21 protein-coding genes and 3 tRNA genes are annotated in these 20,796 nt (G+C 56.2%); 21 read left to right on the forward strand and 3 right to left on the reverse strand.

The genetic code is table 11. The features are described 5' to 3' along the window. The first annotated feature begins 74 nt into the window (after window positions 1–74). The 9 genes from IEW65_RS01375 to IEW65_RS01415 all read left to right on the forward strand — a co-directional run bounded on the left by IEW65_RS01375 (window position 75) and on the right by IEW65_RS01415 (window position 7,326). Entirely contained in the window at window positions 75–599 is a 525-nt protein-coding gene (locus tag IEW65_RS01375; protein WP_188637727.1) for a CinA family protein, read from the forward strand. 89 nt (window positions 600–688) lie between these two features. Then, window positions 689–1,750 (forward strand): recombinase RecA, encoded by a 1,062-nt coding sequence (recA, locus tag IEW65_RS01380; protein ID WP_188637728.1) that lies wholly within the window; start codon window positions 689–691, stop codon window positions 1,748–1,750. Window positions 1,751–1,788: 38 nt separating this feature from the next. Beyond that, a complete protein-coding gene (locus tag IEW65_RS01385; RefSeq protein ID WP_188637729.1) occupies window positions 1,789–2,250 on the forward strand; it encodes a regulatory protein RecX in 462 nt (153 codons plus the stop codon). Window positions 2,251–2,473: 223 nt separating this feature from the next. Continuing rightward, window positions 2,474–5,083, forward strand: coding sequence for an alanine--tRNA ligase (gene alaS / locus IEW65_RS01390; protein WP_188637730.1), 2,610 nt, complete (start codon window positions 2,474–2,476; stop codon window positions 5,081–5,083). A gap of 106 nt (window positions 5,084–5,189) precedes the next feature. Continuing rightward, window positions 5,190–6,440, forward strand: a complete 1,251-nt coding sequence (locus IEW65_RS01395) for an aspartate kinase (protein WP_188637731.1) — start codon at window positions 5,190–5,192, stop codon at window positions 6,438–6,440. A 192-nt stretch (window positions 6,441–6,632) separates the two neighbouring features. After that, the gene (gene csrA, locus IEW65_RS01400) at window positions 6,633–6,821 is read left to right on the forward strand and encodes a carbon storage regulator CsrA (protein WP_039180068.1); all 189 of its coding nucleotides are present in this window, start codon (window positions 6,633–6,635) and stop codon (window positions 6,819–6,821) included. Between the two features lie 126 nt (window positions 6,822–6,947). Next, a tRNA-Ser gene (locus tag IEW65_RS01405) sits at window positions 6,948–7,040 on the forward strand. Window positions 7,041–7,103: 63 nt separating this feature from the next. Then, window positions 7,104–7,180: transfer RNA gene (locus IEW65_RS01410), tRNA-Arg, on the forward strand. Between the two features lie 69 nt (window positions 7,181–7,249). Then, window positions 7,250–7,326 (forward strand) — tRNA-Arg (locus tag IEW65_RS01415). A 180-nt stretch (window positions 7,327–7,506) separates the two neighbouring features. Here IEW65_RS01415 and IEW65_RS01420 read toward each other — a convergent pair. Further along, on the reverse strand, window positions 7,507–8,511 hold the full coding sequence (locus tag IEW65_RS01420; RefSeq protein ID WP_229755445.1) for a tRNA dihydrouridine synthase: 1,005 nt from the start codon (window positions 8,509–8,511) through the stop codon (window positions 7,507–7,509). 127 nt (window positions 8,512–8,638) lie between these two features. Here IEW65_RS01420 and IEW65_RS01425 point away from each other — a divergent pair, with 127 nt between their 5' ends. The 3 genes from IEW65_RS01425 (at window position 8,639) to IEW65_RS01435 (ending at window position 12,129) form a co-directional block, all read left to right on the forward strand. Then, on the forward strand, window positions 8,639–8,896 hold the full coding sequence (locus IEW65_RS01425) for an OadG family protein (RefSeq protein ID WP_188637732.1): 258 nt from the start codon (window positions 8,639–8,641) through the stop codon (window positions 8,894–8,896). 92 nt (window positions 8,897–8,988) lie between these two features. Then, window positions 8,989–10,794 carry a sodium-extruding oxaloacetate decarboxylase subunit alpha gene (gene oadA / locus IEW65_RS01430; RefSeq protein WP_188637733.1) on the forward strand — a complete coding sequence of 602 codons (1,806 nt, stop codon included), beginning with the start codon at window positions 8,989–8,991 and terminating at the stop codon, window positions 10,792–10,794. Window positions 10,795–10,806: 12 nt separating this feature from the next. Further along, window positions 10,807–12,129: a sodium ion-translocating decarboxylase subunit beta gene (locus tag IEW65_RS01435; RefSeq protein ID WP_188637734.1), complete on the forward strand. Its 1,323-nt coding sequence runs from the start codon at window positions 10,807–10,809 to the stop codon at window positions 12,127–12,129. A 128-nt stretch (window positions 12,130–12,257) separates the two neighbouring features. Here the strand turns inward: IEW65_RS01435 and IEW65_RS01440 are convergent, their stop codons facing one another. Both IEW65_RS01440 and IEW65_RS01445 read right to left on the reverse strand, forming a co-directional pair. After that, window positions 12,258–12,890: an IMPACT family protein gene (locus tag IEW65_RS01440; RefSeq protein WP_188637735.1), complete on the reverse strand. Its 633-nt coding sequence runs from the start codon at window positions 12,888–12,890 to the stop codon at window positions 12,258–12,260. A 29-nt stretch (window positions 12,891–12,919) separates the two neighbouring features. Beyond that, a complete protein-coding gene (locus IEW65_RS01445; RefSeq protein ID WP_229755446.1) occupies window positions 12,920–13,363 on the reverse strand; it encodes a LexA family protein in 444 nt (147 codons plus the stop codon). A 261-nt stretch (window positions 13,364–13,624) separates the two neighbouring features. Here IEW65_RS01445 and ccmA point away from each other — a divergent pair, with 261 nt between their 5' ends. The 9 genes from ccmA (at window position 13,625) to ccmI (ending at window position 20,792) form a co-directional block, all read left to right on the forward strand. Further along, window positions 13,625–14,245: a cytochrome c biogenesis heme-transporting ATPase CcmA gene (ccmA, locus tag IEW65_RS01450; protein WP_188637736.1), complete on the forward strand. Its 621-nt coding sequence runs from the start codon at window positions 13,625–13,627 to the stop codon at window positions 14,243–14,245. Between the two features lie 55 nt (window positions 14,246–14,300). After that, on the forward strand, window positions 14,301–14,993 hold the full coding sequence (gene ccmB / locus IEW65_RS01455; RefSeq protein WP_188638265.1) for a heme exporter protein CcmB: 693 nt from the start codon (window positions 14,301–14,303) through the stop codon (window positions 14,991–14,993). 14 nt (window positions 14,994–15,007) lie between these two features. Beyond that, on the forward strand, window positions 15,008–15,748 hold the full coding sequence (locus tag IEW65_RS01460) for a heme ABC transporter permease (RefSeq protein WP_188637737.1): 741 nt from the start codon (window positions 15,008–15,010) through the stop codon (window positions 15,746–15,748). Further along, entirely contained in the window at window positions 15,748–16,002 is a 255-nt protein-coding gene (gene ccmD / locus IEW65_RS01465) for a heme exporter protein CcmD (protein ID WP_188637738.1), read from the forward strand. Before IEW65_RS01460 ends, ccmD begins: the two co-directional genes overlap by 1 nt. Next, the gene (gene ccmE, locus IEW65_RS01470; protein ID WP_188637739.1) at window positions 15,992–16,501 is read left to right on the forward strand and encodes a cytochrome c maturation protein CcmE; all 510 of its coding nucleotides are present in this window, start codon (window positions 15,992–15,994) and stop codon (window positions 16,499–16,501) included. The genes ccmD and ccmE overlap by 11 nt, the downstream gene beginning before the upstream one ends. 61 nt (window positions 16,502–16,562) lie before the next feature. Then, entirely contained in the window at window positions 16,563–18,569 is a 2,007-nt protein-coding gene (locus tag IEW65_RS01475) for a heme lyase CcmF/NrfE family subunit (protein ID WP_308421440.1), read from the forward strand. Further along, on the forward strand, window positions 18,566–19,093 hold the full coding sequence (locus tag IEW65_RS01480; RefSeq protein ID WP_188637740.1) for a DsbE family thiol:disulfide interchange protein: 528 nt from the start codon (window positions 18,566–18,568) through the stop codon (window positions 19,091–19,093). Before IEW65_RS01475 ends, IEW65_RS01480 begins: the two co-directional genes overlap by 4 nt. Continuing rightward, window positions 19,084–19,554, forward strand: coding sequence for a cytochrome c-type biogenesis protein (locus IEW65_RS01485; RefSeq protein WP_188637741.1), 471 nt, complete (start codon window positions 19,084–19,086; stop codon window positions 19,552–19,554). Before IEW65_RS01480 ends, IEW65_RS01485 begins: the two co-directional genes overlap by 10 nt. Next, window positions 19,551–20,792 carry a c-type cytochrome biogenesis protein CcmI gene (gene ccmI, locus IEW65_RS01490; protein WP_188637742.1) on the forward strand — a complete coding sequence of 414 codons (1,242 nt, stop codon included), beginning with the start codon at window positions 19,551–19,553 and terminating at the stop codon, window positions 20,790–20,792. The genes IEW65_RS01485 and ccmI overlap by 4 nt, the downstream gene beginning before the upstream one ends. Window positions 20,793–20,796 lie beyond the last annotated feature (4 nt).

Here is a 20,796-nt window from a genome sequence, read left to right on the forward strand (position 1 = left end):
CGTTGGGCAATTTCGTTGAGAAAGCTAAACGCAGTATTCTACGCTACCCTAAGGTCTTACATGAAGGAGTCACCATGGCCCCCAGCGTTTCAAGCCTCAAGAATCTCGATTTATCGCTGCTTGCCCAGCGGCTGGGTCGGCAATGCCTTCAGCTTGGCGTCGAGGTCACCACCGCAGAATCCTGCACCGGAGGTGGTATTGCCAGTGCTATTACGTCGGTGGCCGGTAGCTCGGCCTATTTTACGGCGGGCTATGTCACCTACTCCAATGCCGCTAAAACCCGCCTGCTGGGCGTAGAGCCTGCCCTGCTTGACGCCCATGGGGCTGTCAGCGAGCAGGTGGTTAACGCCATGGTGGCGGGTGCTTGCCAGGAGAGCGGGGCAGATGTTGCTGTCGCGGTGAGCGGTGTCGCCGGGCCAGAGGGCGGCAGCGATGAAAAGCCGGTAGGCACCGTGTGGATTGCCTGGGGCTCCTGTGAGCAGCAGCAGGCCGAGTGCTTTCACTTCCCCGGCGACCGCCAAGCCGTGCGTGAACAGGCCGTACGTGAGGCGCTGGCAGGATTAGTGGCTCGTCTGAGTGCCCAGGCGAAAAAGAAATAATCGTTAAAGTTGCCGCTGAGGATTTGTTTAGCCGCTAATCTTTGGCATACTACTGGCTAATTATACAGCTTGTTATGAGGAATCTCTGCATGGCTCAGGAAGACAACCGCACAAAAGCGCTTAATGCTGCACTCAGCCAGATTGATCGCCAGTTTGGTAAAGGGACCGTTATGCGCCTTGGCGATGCGCCCCGCGTCGTCATGCCGTCTGTCTCCACCGGTTCACTGGGGCTGGATATCGCGCTCGGTATTGGTGGTCTGCCGTTTGGTCGTGTCGTCGAAATCTTTGGCCCAGAGTCGTCAGGTAAAACCACCTTGACCCTCTCGGTGATTGCGCAAGCGCAAAAGCAGGGCAAGGTGTGTGCGTTTGTTGATGCCGAGCACGCGCTGGACCCCAGCTATGCTGAGAAGCTAGGCGTGAACCTGGATGACCTGCTGGTCTCCCAGCCAGATACCGGTGAGCAAGCGCTGGAAATTACCGACATGCTGGTACGCTCCGGTGGTGTGGATGTGATTATCATCGACTCCGTTGCTGCTTTGACGCCGCGTGCAGAAATTGAAGGCGAAATGGGGGATTCCCACGTGGGCCTGCAGGCACGTTTGATGTCCCAGGCGCTGCGTAAAATCACCGGTAACATCAAAAACGCCAACTGTTTAGTGGTCTTCATCAACCAGATTCGTATGAAGATCGGCGTGATGTTCGGTAGCCCCGAAACCACCACCGGTGGTAACGCGCTGAAGTTTTATGCCAGCGTGCGTCTGGATATTCGCCGCACGGGCTCCGTGAAGTCAGGCGATGAAGTCACCGGTAACGAAACGCGCGTGAAAGTCGTCAAAAACAAGGTGGCACCGCCGTTCCGTCAGGCGGAGTTCCAGATCCTTTACGGCAAAGGTATTTACCATGCGGGCGAAGTGATCGACCTGGGCGTTCAGTGCAGCCTGGTGGATAAAGCGGGCGCTTGGTACAGCTACAAAGGCAGCAAAATTGGTCAGGGTAAAGCCAATGCAGCCCAGTACTTGGAAGAGCACCCTGAGATCATGAACGAGATCGAAACCCAGATTCGTGAGCAGCTGCTGGCCAAAGCTGAGCCGAAAAAAGAAGAAGCCCCTGCTGCCGATGTGGCCGCTGATGGTGATGATGACCTGCTCTAAGTTATGTCTATTGAGGCCTGAGCCAAGAGGAGGGCGCAATGTTCTCCTCTAATGCAGACGCCTCAACACGAGACGTGGCGATACAGCTGCTGGCTCGGCGCGAGTATTCTCGCGCCGAGCTTGCGCGTAAGCTGCAGCAAAGATCTTTTGAAGCCGATGACATTGACGCCTGCTTGGATGCCTTGGCAGAGCAGTCGCTGCAGTCGGATACGCGATTTGCTGAAAGTTTTGTGCGCTCGCGGATTGCGCGGGGGCAGGGCGTGATTCGTATTAAAGGCGAGTTGCGCCAACGGGGCGTGGATCAGGAAACGCTCTCGGAGGCGTTGGCCGCCGTTGAAGAGCGTGAGGCCATCGACTGGTTTGAACTTGCCAAAGAAACGCTGGCAAGGCGCTATGACTCCCCAGGCGAGACACCCAAAGAGCGCGCAAAGCGTGAGCGTTTTTTAGCAACACGCGGCTTTAATTTTGAGCAAATTCGCTACGCGCTCTCCTGCTTGTAGTTCCCTCTGGGCATTTTACGCTCCTCCTTAGTAGTGGTTTCTACCGATACGTGTAGCCGAATTGTTATACCTACTTCTCCCTCGTTTGCGCAGTCTGTTTGGGTTCTGCCACTAACTGCGGCTTTAGTCGTTTGACAACTGCGTTATAATGGATCCTTTGCGACCCCAGCGGGTGGCGGCGACAGCGCCCTGGGGCATCACGCTTTCTTGTTACGGATACCCTATGAAAAGCGCAGAGATCAGACAGGCCTTTTTAACGTTTTTTGAAGAGCACGGCCACACCACGGTACCGTCCAGCTCGCTAGTGCCGGGTAATGACCCGACGCTACTGTTTACCAATGCGGGCATGGTGCCCTTTAAAGATGTGTTCTTGGGTCGTGATCCGCGCCCCTATGTACGCGCCACCTCTTCCCAGCGCTGCGTCCGCGCGGGCGGTAAGCACAACGACTTAGATAACGTTGGCTACACCGCTCGCCACCACACCTTTTTCGAAATGCTGGGTAACTTCAGCTTTGGCGACTATTTCAAGCGTGACGCTATCCGCTTCGCCTGGACCTTCCTGACTGAAACCCTGGGCCTGCCCAAAGAGAAACTGTGGGTCACGGTGCATATCAGCGACGATGAAGCTGAACGCATCTGGAAAGATGAGATCGGTATTGACCCGGAGCGCTTCTCCAAGCTGGATGAAGATAACTTCTGGCAGATGGGCGACACCGGCCCCTGTGGCCCCAGCTCCGAGATCTTCTTTGATCACGGCCCTGAAGTGTGGGGTGGCCCGCCCGGAAGCCCGGAAGAGGATGGCGACCGCTACATCGAAATCTGGAACCTCGTTTTCATGCAGTTCGAGCGCGATGCCCAAGGCACCCTCAACCCGCTGCCTAAGCCCTCTATCGATACCGGTATGGGCTTAGAGCGCGTGGCGGCAGTGATGCAAGGCGTGCACTCCAACTACGAAATTGATCTGTTCCAGAATCTGCTCAAAGCGGCAGCAGAAGCCACGGGTCACAGCGATACCTCCACACCGTCGCTGCGCGTCATCGCCGACCACATTCGCTCTTGCGCCTTCTTGATTGCCGACGGCGTACTGCCCTCCAATGAAGGCCGCGGCTACGTGCTGCGCCGGATTATTCGTCGTGCTATTCGTCACGGCCACAAGCTGGGCGTGTCTGAGCCGTTCTTCCACAAGCTGGTTAGCGCGCTGGACGCCGAGATGGGCGATGCCTACCCCGAACTGCGCGATGCCAGCGACCAGATCGCCCGCGTGCTGCTAAAAGAAGAAGAGCAGTTTGCGCGCACGCTGGATCACGGCATGGGTCTGCTGAATGCCGCGCTTGAAGAGCTTCAGGGCGACGTGCTGCCCGGTGAAACCGTGTTCAAGCTCTACGATACCTACGGTTTCCCGTTCGATTTAACCGCTGATGTTTGTCGTGAGCGTGAAGTGCGCTTAGATGAGGAAGGCTTCCAGCGCGAGCTAGAAGCGCAGCGTGAGCGCGCCCGTGCGGCCAGCCAGTTTGGTGCCGACTACACAGCCTCGATTGATCTAGAGGGCGAGACCCAGTTTACCGGCTATGAGCTGCTGGCTGACCAAGCCACGGTTACCGCGCTGGTGGACAGTGAAGGCAATGCCTTAACGGCCCTGGAAGCAGGCCAAAAAGGCACGGTGGTGTTAGATCGCACGCCGTTCTACGGCGAGTCCGGCGGTCAGGTGGGCGACACCGGTTACCTGCACGTTGATGGCGGCCGTTTCCAGGTCACCGATACCCAGAAGCAGAGCGGCCACCACCTTCACCAGGGCGTGATGGTGGAGGGCGTGCTGAACGTGGGTGCTAGTGTGCGCGGTGAGGTAGATGCCAGCCTGCGCGGCGCGACCATTCGTAACCACTCCGCGACTCACCTGCTGCATAAAGCGCTGCGTATGGTGCTGGGTGACCACGTGCAGCAGAAAGGTTCGCTGGTTAACGCCGAGCGCTTGCGTTTCGACTTTAGCCACTTTGAGCCGATGACCGCCGAGCAGCTCGCTGAAGTAGAGCGTATCGTCAACGAGCAGATCCTTGCGAACGCGCCGACCAAGACTGAGCAAATGAGTTTGGCCGACGCTAAAGCCAAAGGGGCCGCCGCGCTGTTTGAGGCAAAATACGCGGATAACGTGCGCGTGTTGACCATTGGTGCTGATGACTTCTCGATCGAACTGTGTGGCGGTACGCATGTTAGCCGCAGTGGCGACATTGGCTGCTGCCACGTGGTGAGCGAAGTAGGTATTGCCTCCGGCGTGCGTCGTATTGAAGCGATCACAGGCGAAAACGCGCTGGCGTATTTCCGCGAGCAAGAAGCCCGCGTGCAGCGGATTGGCGAACGCTTAAAAACCAAGCCCGAGCAGGTGGAAGCGCGTGTTGAATCGCTTGTGGAGCGTAACCGCAGTCTGGAAAAAGAGTTAGAGCAGCTCAAAGCCAAACTCGCCAGCGCGGCAGGCAGCGACATGCTCAGCCAAGTGCAAGAAGTGGGCGGCGTAAAACTGCTGGTGACGGAGTTAGAAGGCGTCTCTGGTAAAGACCTGCGCGGCGTGCTGGATCAACTGAAAAACAAACTCGGCTCCGGCGTTATCATGCTGGGTACCTCTGATAAAGCCGCTGGTAAGGTGAGTCTGATTGCCGGGGTAACTGCTGATTTAACCAGCCGTGTGAAAGCGGGCGAGCTGGTCAACCATGTGGCCTCCCAGGTGGGCGGTAAAGGAGGCGGTCGCCCGGATATGGCGCAAGCAGGCGGCAGCCAGCCAGACGCCCTGCCGGATGCGTTGAACAGCGTACCGGCTTGGTTGGAAAACACGCTTCGCTAAATAGAGAGGCCGGTGGCATTATTTGCTACCGGCCTTTTTGCTAGTTAGGAAAGTTAGCAATAATAATATTCACCCTCCATTCCCGAACGTAAAGGAAAAACGGCATATGGCACTATACGTACAGAAGTTCGGCGGCACCTCGGTGGGCTCTGTCGACCGTATCAAGGCCGTGGCGGAAAAAGTTAAAGGCTTTCGCGACCAGGGTCATCAGGTAGTGGTGGTGGTTTCCGCCATGAGTGGCGAGACCAACCGCCTGACCGATATGGCCAACGCCCTTAACGAAGATCCAGCCCCCCGTGAAATGGATATGCTGCTCTCAACAGGGGAGCAGGTGACAATTTCCCTACTGGCCATGGCGCTGCAGCAAATCGGCGTATCGGCAACCTCTCATACCGGTGCTCAGGTAGGGATTCATACCGACAGTGCTTACACCAAAGCACGTATCCAGCGCATTGAAACCGATGACCTCAAAGCGGATCTTGATGCAGGCAAAGTGGTGGTTGTCGCCGGTTTCCAAGGGGTTGATGAAAACGGCAACATCACCACGCTGGGTCGTGGCGGCTCCGACACCACGGGTGTGGCCCTAGCGGCTGCTCTGGGTGCCGATGAGTGCCAAATCTATACCGATGTCGACGGTGTTTACACTACCGACCCACGGGTATGTTCCAAAGCGCAGCGCCTAGAAAGCATTACCGTAGAGGAGATGCTTGAACTTGCGAGCTTAGGCTCCAAAGTATTGCAAATTCGCGCTGTTGAATTCGCCGGTAAGTACAACGTGCCGCTGCGGGTACTGTCGAGTTTTGAAGACGGCCCAGGCACCCTGATTGTTGCAGACTCAGACCAAGACGAGGATTCTATGGAAGAACCGCTAATCTCCGGTATCGCATTTACCAAAAACGAAGCCAAACTCACGCTGCTGCACACCCCCGATGTGCCTGGCGTCGCGTCACGTATTTTGGGCCCCATTGCGGATGCCAATATTGAAGTGGATATGATCGTCCAGAATGTGGCTCCGGCTGGCGACTACACCGACTTCACCTTTACTGTCGCAAAAGGTGACTACAAGGCCACCAAAAAGCTGTTAGAAGAGACAGTTATTCCTGACCTGGGTGGCGGCGAGCTGCGCGGCGATGACAACATTGCCAAGGTATCGCTGGTGGGAGTAGGTATGCGCTCTCACGCGGGCGTTGCCTCTAAAATGTTCCGCGTATTGGCCGATGAAAACGTCAATATCCGTATGGTTTCTACCTCAGAAATTAAAATTTCTGTCGTGATTGACGAGAAACATATGGAACTTGCGGTTAACGCCTTACACAAAGCATTTGGTCTCGATAAGTCTGATATCGAATCTGAATAACAATTGTGTCCTAAACCTTCTACGCTGAAGGTACTCGCTGCCGTGTGGTGGTGAGCTTTCTTTCAACGGGAGGTTAAGGTGTCATAGGGGCCAAAGCTTTTGGTGGCAGGGGTCACCATGCCGCATAATGGCACGGTGACGCCACTGGCGGACACATCCCGTTGTATAAAACGTCTGAGAAGGAGATCAGCCATGCTCATCCTAACCCGCCGCGTTGGCGAAACATTGATGATCGGTGATGAAATCACCGTCACAGTGTTAGGTGTGAAAGGTAATCAAGTACGCATTGGTGTGAACGCACCTAAAGATGTCGCGGTTCACCGCGAAGAGATCTATCAGCGTATTCAGCGTGAACGTAATAGCGAAAGCGAAGCAGAGTAAATGGCCGCCTGTGTCACGCTCATTAGAGAGCGTTTAAGCGGTAATATCAGGCCGGTGCGAAAAAAAAATCGGGTTAGGGCTGGACACCAGTCATCAGAATCGGTAATATTCGCGCCGTGCCGTTGAGGAGAGGTGGCCGAGTGGCTGAAGGCGCTCCCCTGCTAAGGGAGTATAGGGTTTATAGCCCTATCGAGGGTTCGAATCCCTCTCTCTCCGCCAATTGCACCACGTAGCACCAATGCTTAAGTGGTACTAACGCTTAAAAGCATCGCAATTTGAAATGCGCCCGTAGCTCAGCTGGATAGAGTACCTGACTACGAATCAGGGGGTCGGAGGTTCGAATCCTCCCGGGCGCGCCAAGTTGCAAAGGTAAGTATTTGATGTTACAGTGTTATTCGTTGCTTGAGTGAATAAGCAATGACTGAAAAGCGCCCGTAGCTCAGCTGGATAGAGTACCTGACTACGAATCAGGGGGTCGGAGGTTCGAATCCTCCCGGGCGCGCCAGATTCTAAAAACCCGCTCTCATCGGAGAGCGGGTTTTCTGCTTTCTAGCCTGGCTATCGTGGCTCGCACGTTAGTCTTGCGATCGTGTAAAGCGCCCCCGCAATTTGCGGAAGGGCGCTTTTTTTTGGCTGGCGTTTAGGCGGGTAGTACAAAGCAGGGCTGAAGGGGGCTTGTATGGCCTCAGGCGGGCTCGTAAGGCTGTGCAGCCGTTGTGTGCGGCACTAGGCTCTCTAAAAGCATGTCGAGGTCAGTAAGGCGTTTTAAGCGCTGAAAGTGCTGGTTGGCTTCGGCATTGCCTTGGCGCATTTGTGCAAGCCACTGCTTCACCAGTGACACGACCACGCGATCAGGAAGATGCTGGCGTTGGAGGGCAGCATACTCTTGCAGCACGCTGGCGCGCATTTCCCAGGTGGTTTCCGCCAAGCGTTCGCCGGTTTGCTGCCAATGGCGAATGCGCGGGGCAAGCCAGGGGTCCGCTAATGCGCTACGCCCCAGCATGACATCGCGACAGCCAGAAAGGGTGCGTGCTTTCCAGTAGTCTTCCAGCGTCCAAATATCCCCATTAGCCACCACGGGTATCGAGACGTGGTGGCGTACCTTGCCGATCCACTCCCAGTGCGCGGGCGGGCGGTATCCTTCGTCTCGGGTGCGCCCGTGGACAACTAGTCGCGCTGCGCCGCCCGCCTCGGTGGCCTGAGCGCAGGCCACCGCGAGGCGGCGATTAGCGAACCCCAGGCGAATCTTAGCGGTCACCGGGATCTCGCCGTCGAGTGCGTCTGCTACCGCTTTAACAGCCTGATAAACGCGGTCTGGTTGGCGTAGCAGGGAAGCGCCGCCGTCATGGCGGTTTACCAGCTTTGCAGGGCAGCCAAAGTTCAGATCAACGCTGATCGCCCCGAGCGCGAGGGCTTGGCGAGCGTTATCAGCCAGCGCCTGCGGAACAGAGCCTAGGAGCTGTAGGTGAACAGGAACGCCGCTCGGGGTTGCCACCGGGCGTTCGGTCAGTTCTGGGCAGTGTTTATAAAACACGCGTGGGGGGAGGCGGGTATCCACTACCCTGACAAACTCCGTAACGGACCAGTCGAAACCGGGTTGACGGGTGAGCAGGTCGCGGGTGAGCGAATCGATAACGCCTTCCATCGGTGCGAGACCGATCTTGCCTTTATGTAGTAAATTAACAACCATGACTTCCACTATGGCGCGATTGCATTCTATCCTGAATGTGGCAGGTTAGTGTATTACCCTTATTGCGCCAAGCGCCGATAGAGGCATTTGGTGTGCCAATAACCCTATAAAACAAGGAGAGCACGCTATGCAGGGGTCGGAGTTGCTCCAAGAGGGGCTCGCTTTAATGGGCCTTGGTATGGGCTTTGTTTTTGTTTTTCTTACTGTTTTAGTCATTAGCGTAACGCTGATGTCAAAGCTGATTAACCGCTTTCAGCCTGCCCCCGTGGCGGTGCCGGCAGGTCGAAACAGTGCAAAAAAGCAGACCAATCAAGGTCAGAACGACGAAGTCGTCGCGGTGATTAGTGCTGCGGTGCATCGTTACCGTTCGTCACGCCGTCCTTAAGTCGCGCGCTTGCGCGTGTCTATTTCGCTTCAATTGCTATTTTTTTGTTAAATTTACTACAAATCCATAACGCTAAACTGTGAGCCACGACCATGAACGAAACAAAACGTCCTCTGGGAATCACTGATGTTGTCTTGCGCGATGCGCACCAATCGCTATTTGCTACGCGCCTGCGCTTAGATGACATGCTGCCCATCGCCGAAAAGCTAGATAAAGTCGGCTACTGGTCTCTGGAAACCTGGGGTGGTGCAACTTTCGATGCGTGCATTCGCTATTTAGGTGAAGACCCGTGGGAGCGTATTCGCGCCCTCAAAGAGGCGATGCCGAACACGCCCCAGGCGATGCTGCTGCGCGGCCAGAACCTGCTGGGGTATCGCCACTATGCTGATGATGTGGTCGACAAGTTTGTTGAGCGCGCCAAAACCAATGGCGTTGATGTGTTCCGCGTATTTGATGCCATGAACGACCCGCGAAATCTAGAGCGCGCCATTAAGGCCGTTCGCCAAGTAGGCGGTCATGCGCAGGGCACCATTTCGTACACGGTAAGCCCGGTACATACCCTGGATAGCTGGGTAGATCTTGCGAAAACCATTGCTGCAATGGGCGCAGATTCTCTGGCTATCAAGGATATGGCGGGGCTGCTAACGCCTTATACGGCCTATGACCTGGTCACGCGTCTGAAAAAAGAGCTTTCTATTCCGGTGCATCTGCATTGCCACGCGACCACGGGTTTGTCTACCTCAACCATTTTGAAAGCCGTGGAAGCCGGGATTGATAACGTCGACACCGCCATCTCCTCTATGTCGATGACCTACGGTCACAGCCCGACGGAGTCGGTAGTCGCCATGCTGAAAGATACCGACCGCGACACCGGGTTAGATCTGGAACTGCTGGAAGATATCGCTGGCTACTTCCGTGAAGTGCGGAAAAAGTACGCTTCTTTTGAAGGCTCGCTGCGCGGTATTGATTCGCGCATTCTGGTGGCCCAGGTTCCCGGCGGCATGCTGACCAATATGGAAAGCCAGCTTAAAGAGCAGGGCGCGGGCGATAAGCTTGACGACGTGCTGGGCGAAATCCCCCGTGTGCGGGAAGATCTTGGCTTTATTCCGCTGGTGACGCCCACCTCGCAAATCGTGGGCACCCAGGCGGTGATGAACGTCATGATGGGTGAGCGCTATAAGTCGATTTCTAAAGAGGTGCAGGCACTTTTGAAAGGTGAGTATGGCTCTGCCCCTGCGCCCTTCAACGCTGAACTGCAAAAGCGCGTTTTAGAAGGCGGCGAGCCCATCACCTGCCGCCCAGCAGACAACCTTTCTCCTGAAATGGATAAGCTCGCCACTGAGCTGAAGCAGAAAGCCAGCGCTGACAGCATCCGCCTCGCTGAAAATGAGCGAGAAATTGATGATGTGCTGACCTACGCGCTGTTCCCGCAGATTGGTCTGAAATTCCTCAAAAATCGCGATAACAAAGACGCCTTTGAGCCAGCGCCCGAAGCTGCTCAGGCGTCAGCACCTGCCAAAGTAGCGTCTGCCCCGGCTTCAGTCCCTGCGGCTACCGGTGGGCCCGAAACCTATACCGTTAAGCTCAACGGCAAAGCCTATGTGGTGGAAGTTTCTGAAGGCGGTGAGATTGGTGAGATTCAGGAACAGCCCAGTGCAAAGGCAGAGGAAGCTGCCCCAGCACCCAGCGGTGAAAGCATTGATGCGCCGCTGGCAGGTAACATCTTCAAGGTAAATGTCCGCCCAGGCGACCAGGTGGCCGAAGGCGACGTGGTAATTATTTTAGAAGCCATGAAGATGGAAACCGAAGTGCGTGCCAGCAGCGCCGGTACGGTATCGAAAGTGAACGTCAGCGAAGGCGATAGCGTCTCCGTTGGTGACGCGCTGATTGAGCTTTAAGGGCATTCGGGAATGGATAAATTAATCACCTTATGGGAGGGCTCCGGGCTTTATAACCTGGAGCTTGGCCAGGCGGCCATGATCCTGGTGGGGCTTGGTTTGCTCTATCTAGCGATCTACAAGAAGTTTGAGCCGCTGCTGTTGGTGCCGATAGGCTTTGGCGGCATTCTCGCCAATATTCCAGAAGCGGGGTTGGCGATTTCGGCGTTGGATCAAGCCATTGAAGTCGCGAAGCCTGCCGTGTTGCAGCAATTGGCGGCAGCGCTGGGCGCTACCTTAGACCCGCTGGTGGGGGTTGAGAGCTGGCGCGACACGCTGAAGGTCATTGCGCACGATACGGCCGCGCCGGACCAACTAAGGGCGGCAAAAGATGTGGCCCTGAACGTGGGTTATAACGATGGCATGCTCTACAGCTTCTATCGCGTTGCCATTGCCTCGGGCATTGCACCACTGCTGATCTTTATGGGCGTTGGGGCGATGACCGATTTCGGCCCGCTATTGGCCAACCCGCGCACGCTGTTTTTAGGTGCAGCCGCGCAGTTCGGTATTTTTGCGACGCTGTTTGGTGCGGTGCTGCTAACGTCGATGGGCGTCATGGACTTCTCGCTTAATCAGGCCGCTGCCATCGGTATTATTGGCGGGGCAGATGGCCCGACCTCTATCTATGTTTCCAGCGTGCTTGCGCCGGAGTTGCTGGGGGCCATTGCGGTTGCTGCCTATGCGTATATGGCGTTAGTGCCGCTGATTCAGCCGCCAATTATGCGTCTGCTGACCACGGAGAAAGAGCGCAAAATCACCATGACGCAGCTGCGGCCGGTGTCTAAGCTCGAAAAAGTGATTTTCCCCTTAATGTTGCTGATCGCCGTGGCGCTGTTTCTGCCGGATGCTGCGCCGCTGTTGGGGATGTTCTGTTTCGGTAACCTGATGCGTGAGTGTGGTGTGGTAGAGCGCCTCTCTGATACGGCGCAAAACGCGCTGATCAATATCGTCACTATTTTCCTGGGGCTTTCGGTGGGTTCAAAGCTGATGGCGGAGAGCTTCCTGGCGTTTGAGACACTGGGAATTTTGGGACTAGGTATCGTGGCCTTCGGTATTGGCACCGCGGCCGGTGTATTGATGGCTAAACTGATGAATGTCGTCAGTAAAATGCCTATCAATCCGCTGATTGGCGCGGCGGGCGTCTCCGCTGTTCCCATGGCGGCGCGGGTGGCCAATAAAGTAGGACTGGAAGCCAACCCGCATAACTTCCTGCTGATGCACGCCATGGGCCCGAACGTCGCGGGTGTCATTGGCTCAGCAGTAGCGGCAGGGGTCATGATTAAGTACTTGGGATAAGTGCTTGGGATAAGTGCTTGGGATAAGTGCTTGGGATAAGTGCTTGGGATAAGTGCTTGGGATAAGCGCTGTCTCGCTGCTGAGATAACGCGGTTTACCGAGTAAATTCTCGTGTAAACCGCGTTTTTTTATGGCCGCTGCGAGGGGATTAACTGTATTTCAAGCGCCGTTTTCAAACGGTTTTCCAGCCCGCTAATATCCAGTACTACATCTCTAGGCCAGCCAATGATTAAGCAAACGCCGTCGCCATCGTACTCTGCGTGTTGCACGGGCAGTGCCTGCTCCTCGCACCAGGCGCGGGTTTGTGCCTCATGGGCAAAGCCCACCCTTAATGAATAGTGATCACGCTCAACGACTTCACGAGTGGCGAGCGATTCAAGCCCAGCGTTAACGGCTTGGGCGTAGGCACGAGCTAAACCACCTGTGCCTAGCTTGGTGCCGCCAAAATAGCGAATCACCACGCAGCCAATTTCGCCTATTTGGCTACCCTGTAGCGCCTGAAACATGGGGCGTCCGGCGGTACCGCCGGGCTCGCCATCATCGGAAAAGCCGATCTGCGTTTGTTCGCCAGGAGGCCCTGCAATAAATGCAGTACAGTGATGGCTCGCGCTAGGGTGGCTAGCTTTAGCAGCCTGTACCAGCGCATCAAAGGCGGCGGTATGAGGGGTGTGGCACACCCAGGCTAAGAAGTGGCTCTTCTCAACTTCAATCTCAGCGGTGTGCCATGTGTCTGCGGCTAAATCAGGGACTCGATAACGCAAATAGGGCTCCGGGCAGGGTGGATAACCAGTTAATGGTGCCGGGCTTCCGTCGTATGGTGGGCAACGCCCATCACCATGCCCAGCACCTGGATATCACAATTATGCAGGAAGACTTCGGGCATCGCTGCATCTTCGGGCCATAAATGAATGCCTAAGCGGCTAATCGAGAGCTGTTTTAGCGCCACTTCCCGCTGATTAATGGTAGCCACAGCGGTTTCTTGGTGGGTGTCGTGCTGGTGGCGATGAATAATAATCACATCACCATCGAACAGGTTGCAGCTGTGCATCCGGTCACCGCGTATGCGAAGTGCATAGGTATTGCGCCGAGTAATCGTATGGGGCATGGAGGCTTGGCGGGTATGCAACGACGCTGGGCGTTGCCGTGAGGATGGCGTCAATGGTTGAGACAGCGTCTGAGAGGTGGCGTGAGAAGGTACGTGAGACGTTACCTGTGTGGGTAGGCAAATCGTCATAGTGTGTTCTCCCATGCAGCGCCCGTTGCCAAGGCGTTTGATTGAGTCGATAGCTGTGGTTTTATTCTGGTATGGCTATTCATACAGTGGTTACAGTATAAGCCTGTTTTTGCATACAGTGCTAGTGCTGTCTTACCCCTGTGTTTCTTAAGCGCGCATTGAGCCAGGTGACGCTGCGACCCAAGACCGCAGAGGGCGACTGGCGAGAAAGGGCCTTTCCGTGTAGAGTTCGACCCAAAATCAACGTGCCTGGAGTGTCTTTTGAGCCTGTGCCTACAAGCCCGACAATTGGCCTGTGAACGTGACGACCGTTGGCTGTTTGAAGGGCTCGATCTCGATATCCAAAGCGGCGAGATAGTGCGCATTGAAGGCCCAAACGGCAGCGGAAAAACGACGCTGCTGAAAATACTCTCCGGCCAATTAACCGATTACCGTGGCGAGCTTTACTGGAATGGCGAACCAATGCGCCAAACCCGTGAACATTTTCTCGCAAATTTACTCTACCTAGGGCATGCCCCCGGCGTGAAAGCAGGCCTTTCACCGCTTGAGAACTTAGCTTGGTATCAAGCGCTTAGCGGTGAAGAGGGCAGTGAGTCCGCACGTGAGGCAGCGCTGGCTGGCGTTGGGCTGTCTGGCTTCGAGGATATCCCCGCCGGGCAGCTGTCAGCTGGCCAGCAGCGCCGCGTGGCGTTGGCGCGATTAACGCTCACCCAGCGAGCGCTCTGGGTACTGGATGAACCCTTCACGGCGATTGACCGCCAAGGTGTCGCGGCATTAGAGGCGCAGCTGGTAGCGCATGCGCAGTCGGGAGGCTGTGTCATTGTGACGACCCACCATGCGTTAACCGAGTCACCCGTGCTTAGGCGTATTCAGCTGGGGTAAGAAGGAGACAGCGTTGCAACGTTCACACGCTCAATTGAGCACCTCAGCGGTGGCTATGCATGCCCCCCAGGGTGGCTTGCTAGTGGCCATTAAGGCGACGCTTAAACGCGACCTCACCTTGATGTTGCGTCGCCGTGGCGAAGTACTAAACCCGTTGGTGTTCTTTGCGCTGGTGATTACCCTGTTTCCCATTGGTATTTCACCCGACCCAGAATTACTGTCCGCCATCGCTCCAGGGCTTCTATGGGTTGCCGCGTTGTTGGCAGCGTTACTGTCGCTGGATAGCCTGTTTCGCAGCGATTACGACGATGGCAGCTTAGAGCAGCTGTTACTGGCACCTCAACCTTTGGCCGCTCTTGGGCTGGCCAAGGTGTCTGTGCACTGGCTACTGACGGGGCTGCCGCTGGCACTGATGGCACCGCTGCTGGGCATCATGTTGTCACTGCCTGCAGGAAGCTACGCTGTGCTGGCGATTTCGTTAGCGCTGGGTACGGCCAGTTTAAGCTTGATCGGCGCTATTGGGGCCGCGTTAACGGTGGGGCTGGCCCGTGGCGGCGTACTGCTCTCGTTGCTGGTACTGCCGCTCTATATCCCAGTACTGATCTTTGGTGCAGGCGCGGTACAGGCGGCCATTTTTGGCGAAGGCATTGCCGCGCATTTGGCGATTTTAGGGGCGTTATTAGCACTCGCGCTCATGCTAGCGCCCTGGGCGATCGCGGCATCGCTACGCATAAGTATTAACGGTTAGAGGATGGGAACACCATGTGGGCCTTTATCAATAAGCTAAGATCACCCAAGTGGTTTTATGCCATTAGCGCCAAGCTTCAGCCCCTCTTCTGGGTGGCCGCAACGCTGCTGTTAGGAGTGGGTACCGTCTGGGGCCTAGCGTTTGCGCCTGAGGATTATCAGCAGGGCAATAGCTTTCGCATTATCTATGTGCATGTTCCCGCAGCGTTTCTAGCGCAATCCATTTTTGTTTCCATGGCGGTATCTGGACTGGTCTTTATGGTCTGGAAAATCAAGGTAGCTGACATGGCGGCCACCGTGATGGCTCCTTTAGGTGCTGCAATGACCTTTGTCGCGCTGTTTTCAGGTGCTGTGTGGGGCGTACCCACCTGGGGTACCTGGTGGATGTGGGATGCGCGCCTGACCTCCATGCTGATTTTGTTATTTCTCTATTTAGGCGTTATTGCCTTGCGCGGAGCGTTCAGTAGTCGCGATAGCGGCTCCCGGGCTGCGTCAGTGCTGGCCATGGTGGGCGTCATCAATATCCCCATTATTAAGTACTCAGTGGATTGGTGGTACACCCTGCATCAGCCTGCCACCTTCACGATTACCGGCCGCGCCGCCATGACCATGGATATGTGGGCACCGCTGTTAATGATGGTAGTAGGTTTCTACTGTTTTTTTATCGCCCTCACGCTAACGCGCACGCGCAGCGAAATATTACGCAGAGAAGCGAATAAACGCTGGGTGCGCGAGCTTGCCGAGGAGGCGAACTAATGGCCTTTTCCTCGCTAAACGAATTTTTTGCCATGGGCGGCCACGCGGTTTACGTGTGGGCTGCCTGGGGAGTCACTGCGCTGTTGATGCTGGTGATTGTGTGGCATGCACGCCAGGAGCGCCGGCAGCTACTGAAGGCCGTCAAGCGCCGGGTACGTCGTGAAAACGCTCAGCACAACGCCCATTCATCGTATGCGCAGCCCCCGCAAGAGCCAGTTAACTCTGCTCAGAAGGACGTTCGCCATGACGCCTAAACGTAAACAAAAGCTGTTTGTCATCTTGGGGCTATTGTCGCTCACCGCCATTGCGGTCGGGCTTACCCTGTATGCGCTACGCGCCAACATCAACCTGTTTTTCAGTCCGGTGCAAATTGCCCAAGGCGATGCCCCCATGGAGCGCCAAATCCGCGCGGGTGGCATGGTGAAAGAGGGCTCTGTGTCTCGTGACCCGGAAAGCTTAGATGTGGAGTTTGTCGTCACTGATTATGTCGACGACCTAGAAGTCTACTACAGTGGCATTTTGCCGGACCTGTTCCGCGAAGGGCAGGGCGTGGTAGTGGTCGGCGAACTGCAGGCAGATGGCCGCCTTTACGCTGATAAAGTGTTGGCACGCCATGACGAAAACTACATGCCGCCTGAGGTTGCCCAAGCACTGGAAGAGGCTGGCTACTCTCCCGCCGATTTTCAGGCCAAAGCAGCTGAAGTTGGCAAGCGCCTAGAACAGCAGGGCGTTCCACAAGCAAGCGACTATTAACGGCTTATCGCTACTCTGCAAGTTAACAAGCGGTAAAGCCTTATGCGAATCCGGAGCGCTCATGCTAGTTAAAATGATTCCTGAAATTGGTCACTTCGCCCTGGTCATCGCGCTATTAATGGCGATTGTCCAGGCAGTGATGCCGCTCGCAGGGGCGGCGACCCGTCGCCCGCTGTGGATGGCCTATGGACGCCCGATGGCCACCGGGCAGTTTCTATTTGTGGCCATTGCCTACCTCTGTTTGACCACCAGCTACATGCTGGATGATTTTAGTGTGGCCAACGTGGCCAACAACTCCAATTCGCTGCTGCCGTGGTACTACAAATTCAGCGCGGTATGGGGAAACCATGAAGGCTCGGTACTGCTGTGGAGCTTAATGCTGGCTGGCTGGGGGTATGCGGCGTCGGTGTTCTCTGGCGATTTACCCCGAGACATGGTGGCCAGGGTGCAGGGCATTATGGGCATGGTGTGTGTGGGCTTTTTGCTCTTTATCCTCATGACATCCAACCCTTTTGAGCGCCTGCTGCCCAATATGCCTCAGGACGGCGCGGACCTTAACCCGTTGCTGCAGGATTTTGGCCTGATTGTTCACCCGCCGATGCTCTACATGGGGTATGTGGGGTTCTCTGTCGTCTTTGCCTTCGCGATTGCCGCGTTGCTGGGTGGCCGCTTAGATGCTGCCTGGACCCGTTGGGCACGCCCCTGGACCAACATTGCCTGGGCATTCTTGACCGTCGGGATCGCGTTGGGAAGCTGGTGGGCCTATTACGAGCTTGGCTGGGGCGGCTGGTGGTTCTGGGATCCGGTAGAAAACGCTTCGCTACTGCCCTGGTTAACCGGCACGGCGCTGGTGCACTCGCTGGCGGTGACGGAAAAGCGCGGCTCGTTTAAGAGCTGGACCGTACTGCTAGCGATCTCCACGTTCTCGCTGTCGTTGCTGGGCACCTTCCTCGTGCGCTCGGGCGTGCTGACCTCGGTGCATGCGTTTGCCAATGACCCCTCGCGTGGTTTCTTTATCCTGATGCTGCTGGCGATTACCGTCACGCTGTCGCTGCTGGTATTTGCCCTGCGTGCTCCACGAGTGAGCCATAAAGTAGGTTTTAACTGGCTGTCACGCGACTCACTGCTGCTGATCAACAATATTATCTTGGTGATCATGACCGTCACGGTACTGCTGGGCACCGTGTACCCGCTGATTCTCGACTCCCTTGGCCTGGGTAAAATTAGCGTGGGCCCGCCGTACTTTAATGCGCTATTTGTGCCGCTTACTGTGGTGATGTGTATCTTCATGGGGCTTGGGCCCATGGCACGTTGGAAAAGTATGAGTGGGCAAGAGCTGTGGCGTAAGTTAGGGCTCGCAGCCGCTGCCTCTCTGGTGCTGGGTATCGCCATGCCATTCCTGTATGGCGGTGAGTGGAACCTGTGGGTGTCACTGGGCATTATTTCGGCGCTGTGGATTGTACTGCCTATGGTGCGCGATTTATTTGATAAAACCCGCCACGCCAGCTCGTTTGTCGCCGGGCTTCGCAAGCTTTCACTCTCCTACTGGGGAATGGTGCTCGGCCACGTGGGCATTGCAGTGACCATTGTGGGCGTTGCCGTAGTCTCGAACTACAACATTGAGCGCAACGTACGCATGTCGCCGGGTACCACTGTGGAAGTGGCCGGCTATCAGTTCACTATGACCGAGCTCACTAACCGCCGCGGCCCGAATTTCCTGGCCGATACCTCGATTATCCAAGTTCAGCGTGGGGAGTCTGGCCGCAGCTTTGTGATGCGCCCCGAGAAGCGCCTTTACCTCGCCACCGGCATGCCCATGACCCAAGTCGCGCTGCGTCCTGGTTTGTTCCGTGACCTCTATGTGGCTATGGGCGAAGACCTGGGCGATGGCAGTTACGCCATGCGGGTGCAGTACAAGCCATTTGTGCGCTGGCTGTGGCTAGGCGGCCTGTTAATGGCCTTCGGTGGACTCTTGGCCGTGGCGGATAAACGCTACCGTCGGGTGGCCGCCCGCCAAGCGGTACCCACACGCACTGACCGCTCGACATCTCAGGAGGCCACGGTATGACGCGACGCCTGCTGCTTTTGCTGTTGCCGATTGGTTTTTTAGGCATTGCGCTGTTTCTCTATCAAGGATTAGGGCGCGACCCTTCCCATCGGGATTCAGCCCTGATGGCGCGAGACTTCCCGGCCTTTGACGCCACCACGCTGCGTGATGAAAATCGCCAAGTGGATCAAACGCTGTTCACAGGAGAAGTGACCCTGGTCAATGTATGGGGCGAATGGTGCCCTGCCTGTAAACAGGAAATGCCTCAGCTGCTGGAACTCGCCGATAACGGCATTCGCATGGTGGGTATCAACTATCGCGATACCCGTGAGAAAGGCCTGGAGTTTCTCAGCGAGTTCGGCGACCCCTTTGAAGTGAATGTTTTCGACCCCGACGGTAGCCTGGGTTTTGATCTGGGCGTATACGGCGCGCCGGAAACCTTTCTGGTAGACGCTGAGGGAGTGATTCGTTACCACCATAAAGGCTACGTCTCGCCTGAACATGTTCGCGAGCGCATCCTGCCGGAGGTGGAAAAATGGCGTTAATGCGTTGGATGTTCATAGCGCTGCTGCTCACGCTGGCAGGCAGTGCTCTGGCGGCTGGCATCGAAATTCGTGAGTTTGATGACCCTGTGATGGAGCAGCGTTACCGAGACCTCACCGCCTCCATGCGCTGCCCGCTTTGCGAGAATCAGGCCATTGATGATTCCGATGCGCCGATCTCCGGTGATATGCGCGAACGGGTCTACTTACTGCTTCAAGATGGCCAGTCGGATATCGAAATCATTAATCACATGGTGCAGCGTTTTGGAGATTACATTCTCTATAACCCGCGCCTTGAGAACCGCACTTACCTGTTATGGGGTCTGCCCATTGGGCTGGTGATACTTGGGGTTGTGGTGGTCGTGCTCATGGTACGCGCTCGCCGCAATGCCTCTGCTAAAGCGCTGAGTGCCGAAGAGCGTGCCCGCCTGGATGCCCTGATTAACCGCGAGAGGTCTTCATGACACCGCTCTGGATAGCGATTGCCTTACTGTTACTGCCTGCGCTGTGGCTGCTGATTGCCCCCATGCGTGGTGCCCGTTCCCTGCGTGACCAGCTTCACCATTTTGAAGCCAACGACACGTCTGCCGAGCAGAACGTGGCGATTTTTCAGCGCCGTATGGCCTCTTTGGAAGCTGCCCGTGAGCGTGGTGATGTTGACGAGGCCCGTTTTAGTGAAGACCGCTTAGAGCTAGAGCGTAGCCTGCTGGAAGATACCGCTACCCAAACCAAACGCCCATTAAAAGCGGTCACCGCCGGACGGCTGGTCGTGCCGTTAGTCATGGTGGCTGTGGTAGGTGCCAGCACGTTCTGGTATCAGCAAAACGGTGCAGAAGGGGACCTGACGCTCTACGCCATTCAAGAAGAGATTAGAAACGACCCAGAAGGCTCGTTGGCGATGTTTTTGGAGCGGATGGAAGCGGAAGCTGAGCGTCAGCCCAACAACCCCAACGTTTGGAGCTCGCTGTTTCCGCTCTACCGCGATACGGGGCAGCCCGATAAAGCCGCCGATGCTCTGGAGCGCTTGATTGCCATTGAAGGACGCATTCCGCCGCTGCTTGCCCAGCTAGCGCAGCTTCGCTTCTTCATGGCCGAGCGTGAGCTAACGCCCGAGGTGCAAGCGCTCGTGGATGAAACGCTTGACCTAGACCCGCGTCAGCCCACTGTGATGGGACTGCTGGGTATTCACGCCTTCGATAACGGTGATTATGAAACCGCTGTCGACCGTTGGCGTCGGGCCGTCGCTAATATTGAAGACCCCGAAACCGCCGCCTCCTTACGTGATGGCATTCGCGTTGCCCAAGAGCGCATGGGCGTCACACCTGAAGCAACTCCTGAGGCTCAAGGCCAAGGCGTGCGTGTGAACGTATCGCTGGATGAGGCGCTGGTGGGTAACGTAAGTGATGACGCCACCGTATTTATTACTGCTCGTGATATGGAAGGCGAGCTGCCGCCGCTCGCTGTGATACGCGCTCAGGTATCCGAGCTGCCCATGACCGTGGTGCTCGATGACACTGCTGCCATGTCACCCCAGGCGCAAATCTCCCAGGTGCGTGAAGTGCGCTTAGTGGTGCGTGTCTCTGAATCGGGGCAGGCAACGCCTCAGCCAGGCGACCTGTTTGGCGATTTGGAGAGCGCAAGCGTTGGCCCTATCAGCGAAGATGATGCCGCCAATGTCGTTATTAACCGCATCTTTGAATAATCTC

The organism is Vreelandella lutescens, assembly GCF_014640815.1.
In the GTDB taxonomy this organism is placed as follows: Bacteria; Pseudomonadota; Gammaproteobacteria; order Pseudomonadales; family Halomonadaceae; genus Vreelandella; species Vreelandella lutescens.

Excerpts from the sequence above, each read along its gene's own strand:
- IEW65_RS01375 (WP_188637727.1), top strand. The coding sequence starts at position 75 with ATGGCCCCCAGCGTTTCAAGCCTCAAGAATCTCGATTTATCGCTGCTT.
- recA (WP_188637728.1), top strand. The coding sequence starts at position 689 with ATGGCTCAGGAAGACAACCGCACAAAAGCGCTTAATGCTGCACTCAGC.
- IEW65_RS01385 (WP_188637729.1), top strand. The coding sequence starts at position 1,789 with ATGTTCTCCTCTAATGCAGACGCCTCAACACGAGACGTGGCGATACAG.
- alaS (WP_188637730.1), top strand. The coding sequence starts at position 2,474 with ATGAAAAGCGCAGAGATCAGACAGGCCTTTTTAACGTTTTTTGAAGAG.
- IEW65_RS01395 (WP_188637731.1), top strand. The coding sequence starts at position 5,190 with ATGGCACTATACGTACAGAAGTTCGGCGGCACCTCGGTGGGCTCTGTC.
- csrA (WP_039180068.1), top strand. The coding sequence starts at position 6,633 with ATGCTCATCCTAACCCGCCGCGTTGGCGAAACATTGATGATCGGTGAT.
- IEW65_RS01420 (WP_229755445.1), bottom strand. The coding sequence starts at position 8,511 with ATGGTTGTTAATTTACTACATAAAGGCAAGATCGGTCTCGCACCGATG.
- IEW65_RS01425 (WP_188637732.1), top strand. The coding sequence starts at position 8,639 with ATGCAGGGGTCGGAGTTGCTCCAAGAGGGGCTCGCTTTAATGGGCCTT.
- oadA (WP_188637733.1), top strand. The coding sequence starts at position 8,989 with ATGAACGAAACAAAACGTCCTCTGGGAATCACTGATGTTGTCTTGCGC.
- IEW65_RS01435 (WP_188637734.1), top strand. The coding sequence starts at position 10,807 with ATGGATAAATTAATCACCTTATGGGAGGGCTCCGGGCTTTATAACCTG.
- IEW65_RS01445 (WP_229755446.1), bottom strand. The coding sequence starts at position 13,363 with ATGACGATTTGCCTACCCACACAGGTAACGTCTCACGTACCTTCTCAC.
- ccmB (WP_188638265.1), top strand. The coding sequence starts at position 14,301 with ATGCATGCCCCCCAGGGTGGCTTGCTAGTGGCCATTAAGGCGACGCTT.
- IEW65_RS01460 (WP_188637737.1), top strand. The coding sequence starts at position 15,008 with ATGTGGGCCTTTATCAATAAGCTAAGATCACCCAAGTGGTTTTATGCC.
- ccmD (WP_188637738.1), top strand. The coding sequence starts at position 15,748 with ATGGCCTTTTCCTCGCTAAACGAATTTTTTGCCATGGGCGGCCACGCG.
- ccmE (WP_188637739.1), top strand. The coding sequence starts at position 15,992 with ATGACGCCTAAACGTAAACAAAAGCTGTTTGTCATCTTGGGGCTATTG.
- IEW65_RS01475 (WP_308421440.1), top strand. The coding sequence starts at position 16,563 with ATGCTAGTTAAAATGATTCCTGAAATTGGTCACTTCGCCCTGGTCATC.
- IEW65_RS01480 (WP_188637740.1), top strand. The coding sequence starts at position 18,566 with ATGACGCGACGCCTGCTGCTTTTGCTGTTGCCGATTGGTTTTTTAGGC.
- IEW65_RS01485 (WP_188637741.1), top strand. The coding sequence starts at position 19,084 with ATGGCGTTAATGCGTTGGATGTTCATAGCGCTGCTGCTCACGCTGGCA.
- ccmI (WP_188637742.1), top strand. The coding sequence starts at position 19,551 with ATGACACCGCTCTGGATAGCGATTGCCTTACTGTTACTGCCTGCGCTG.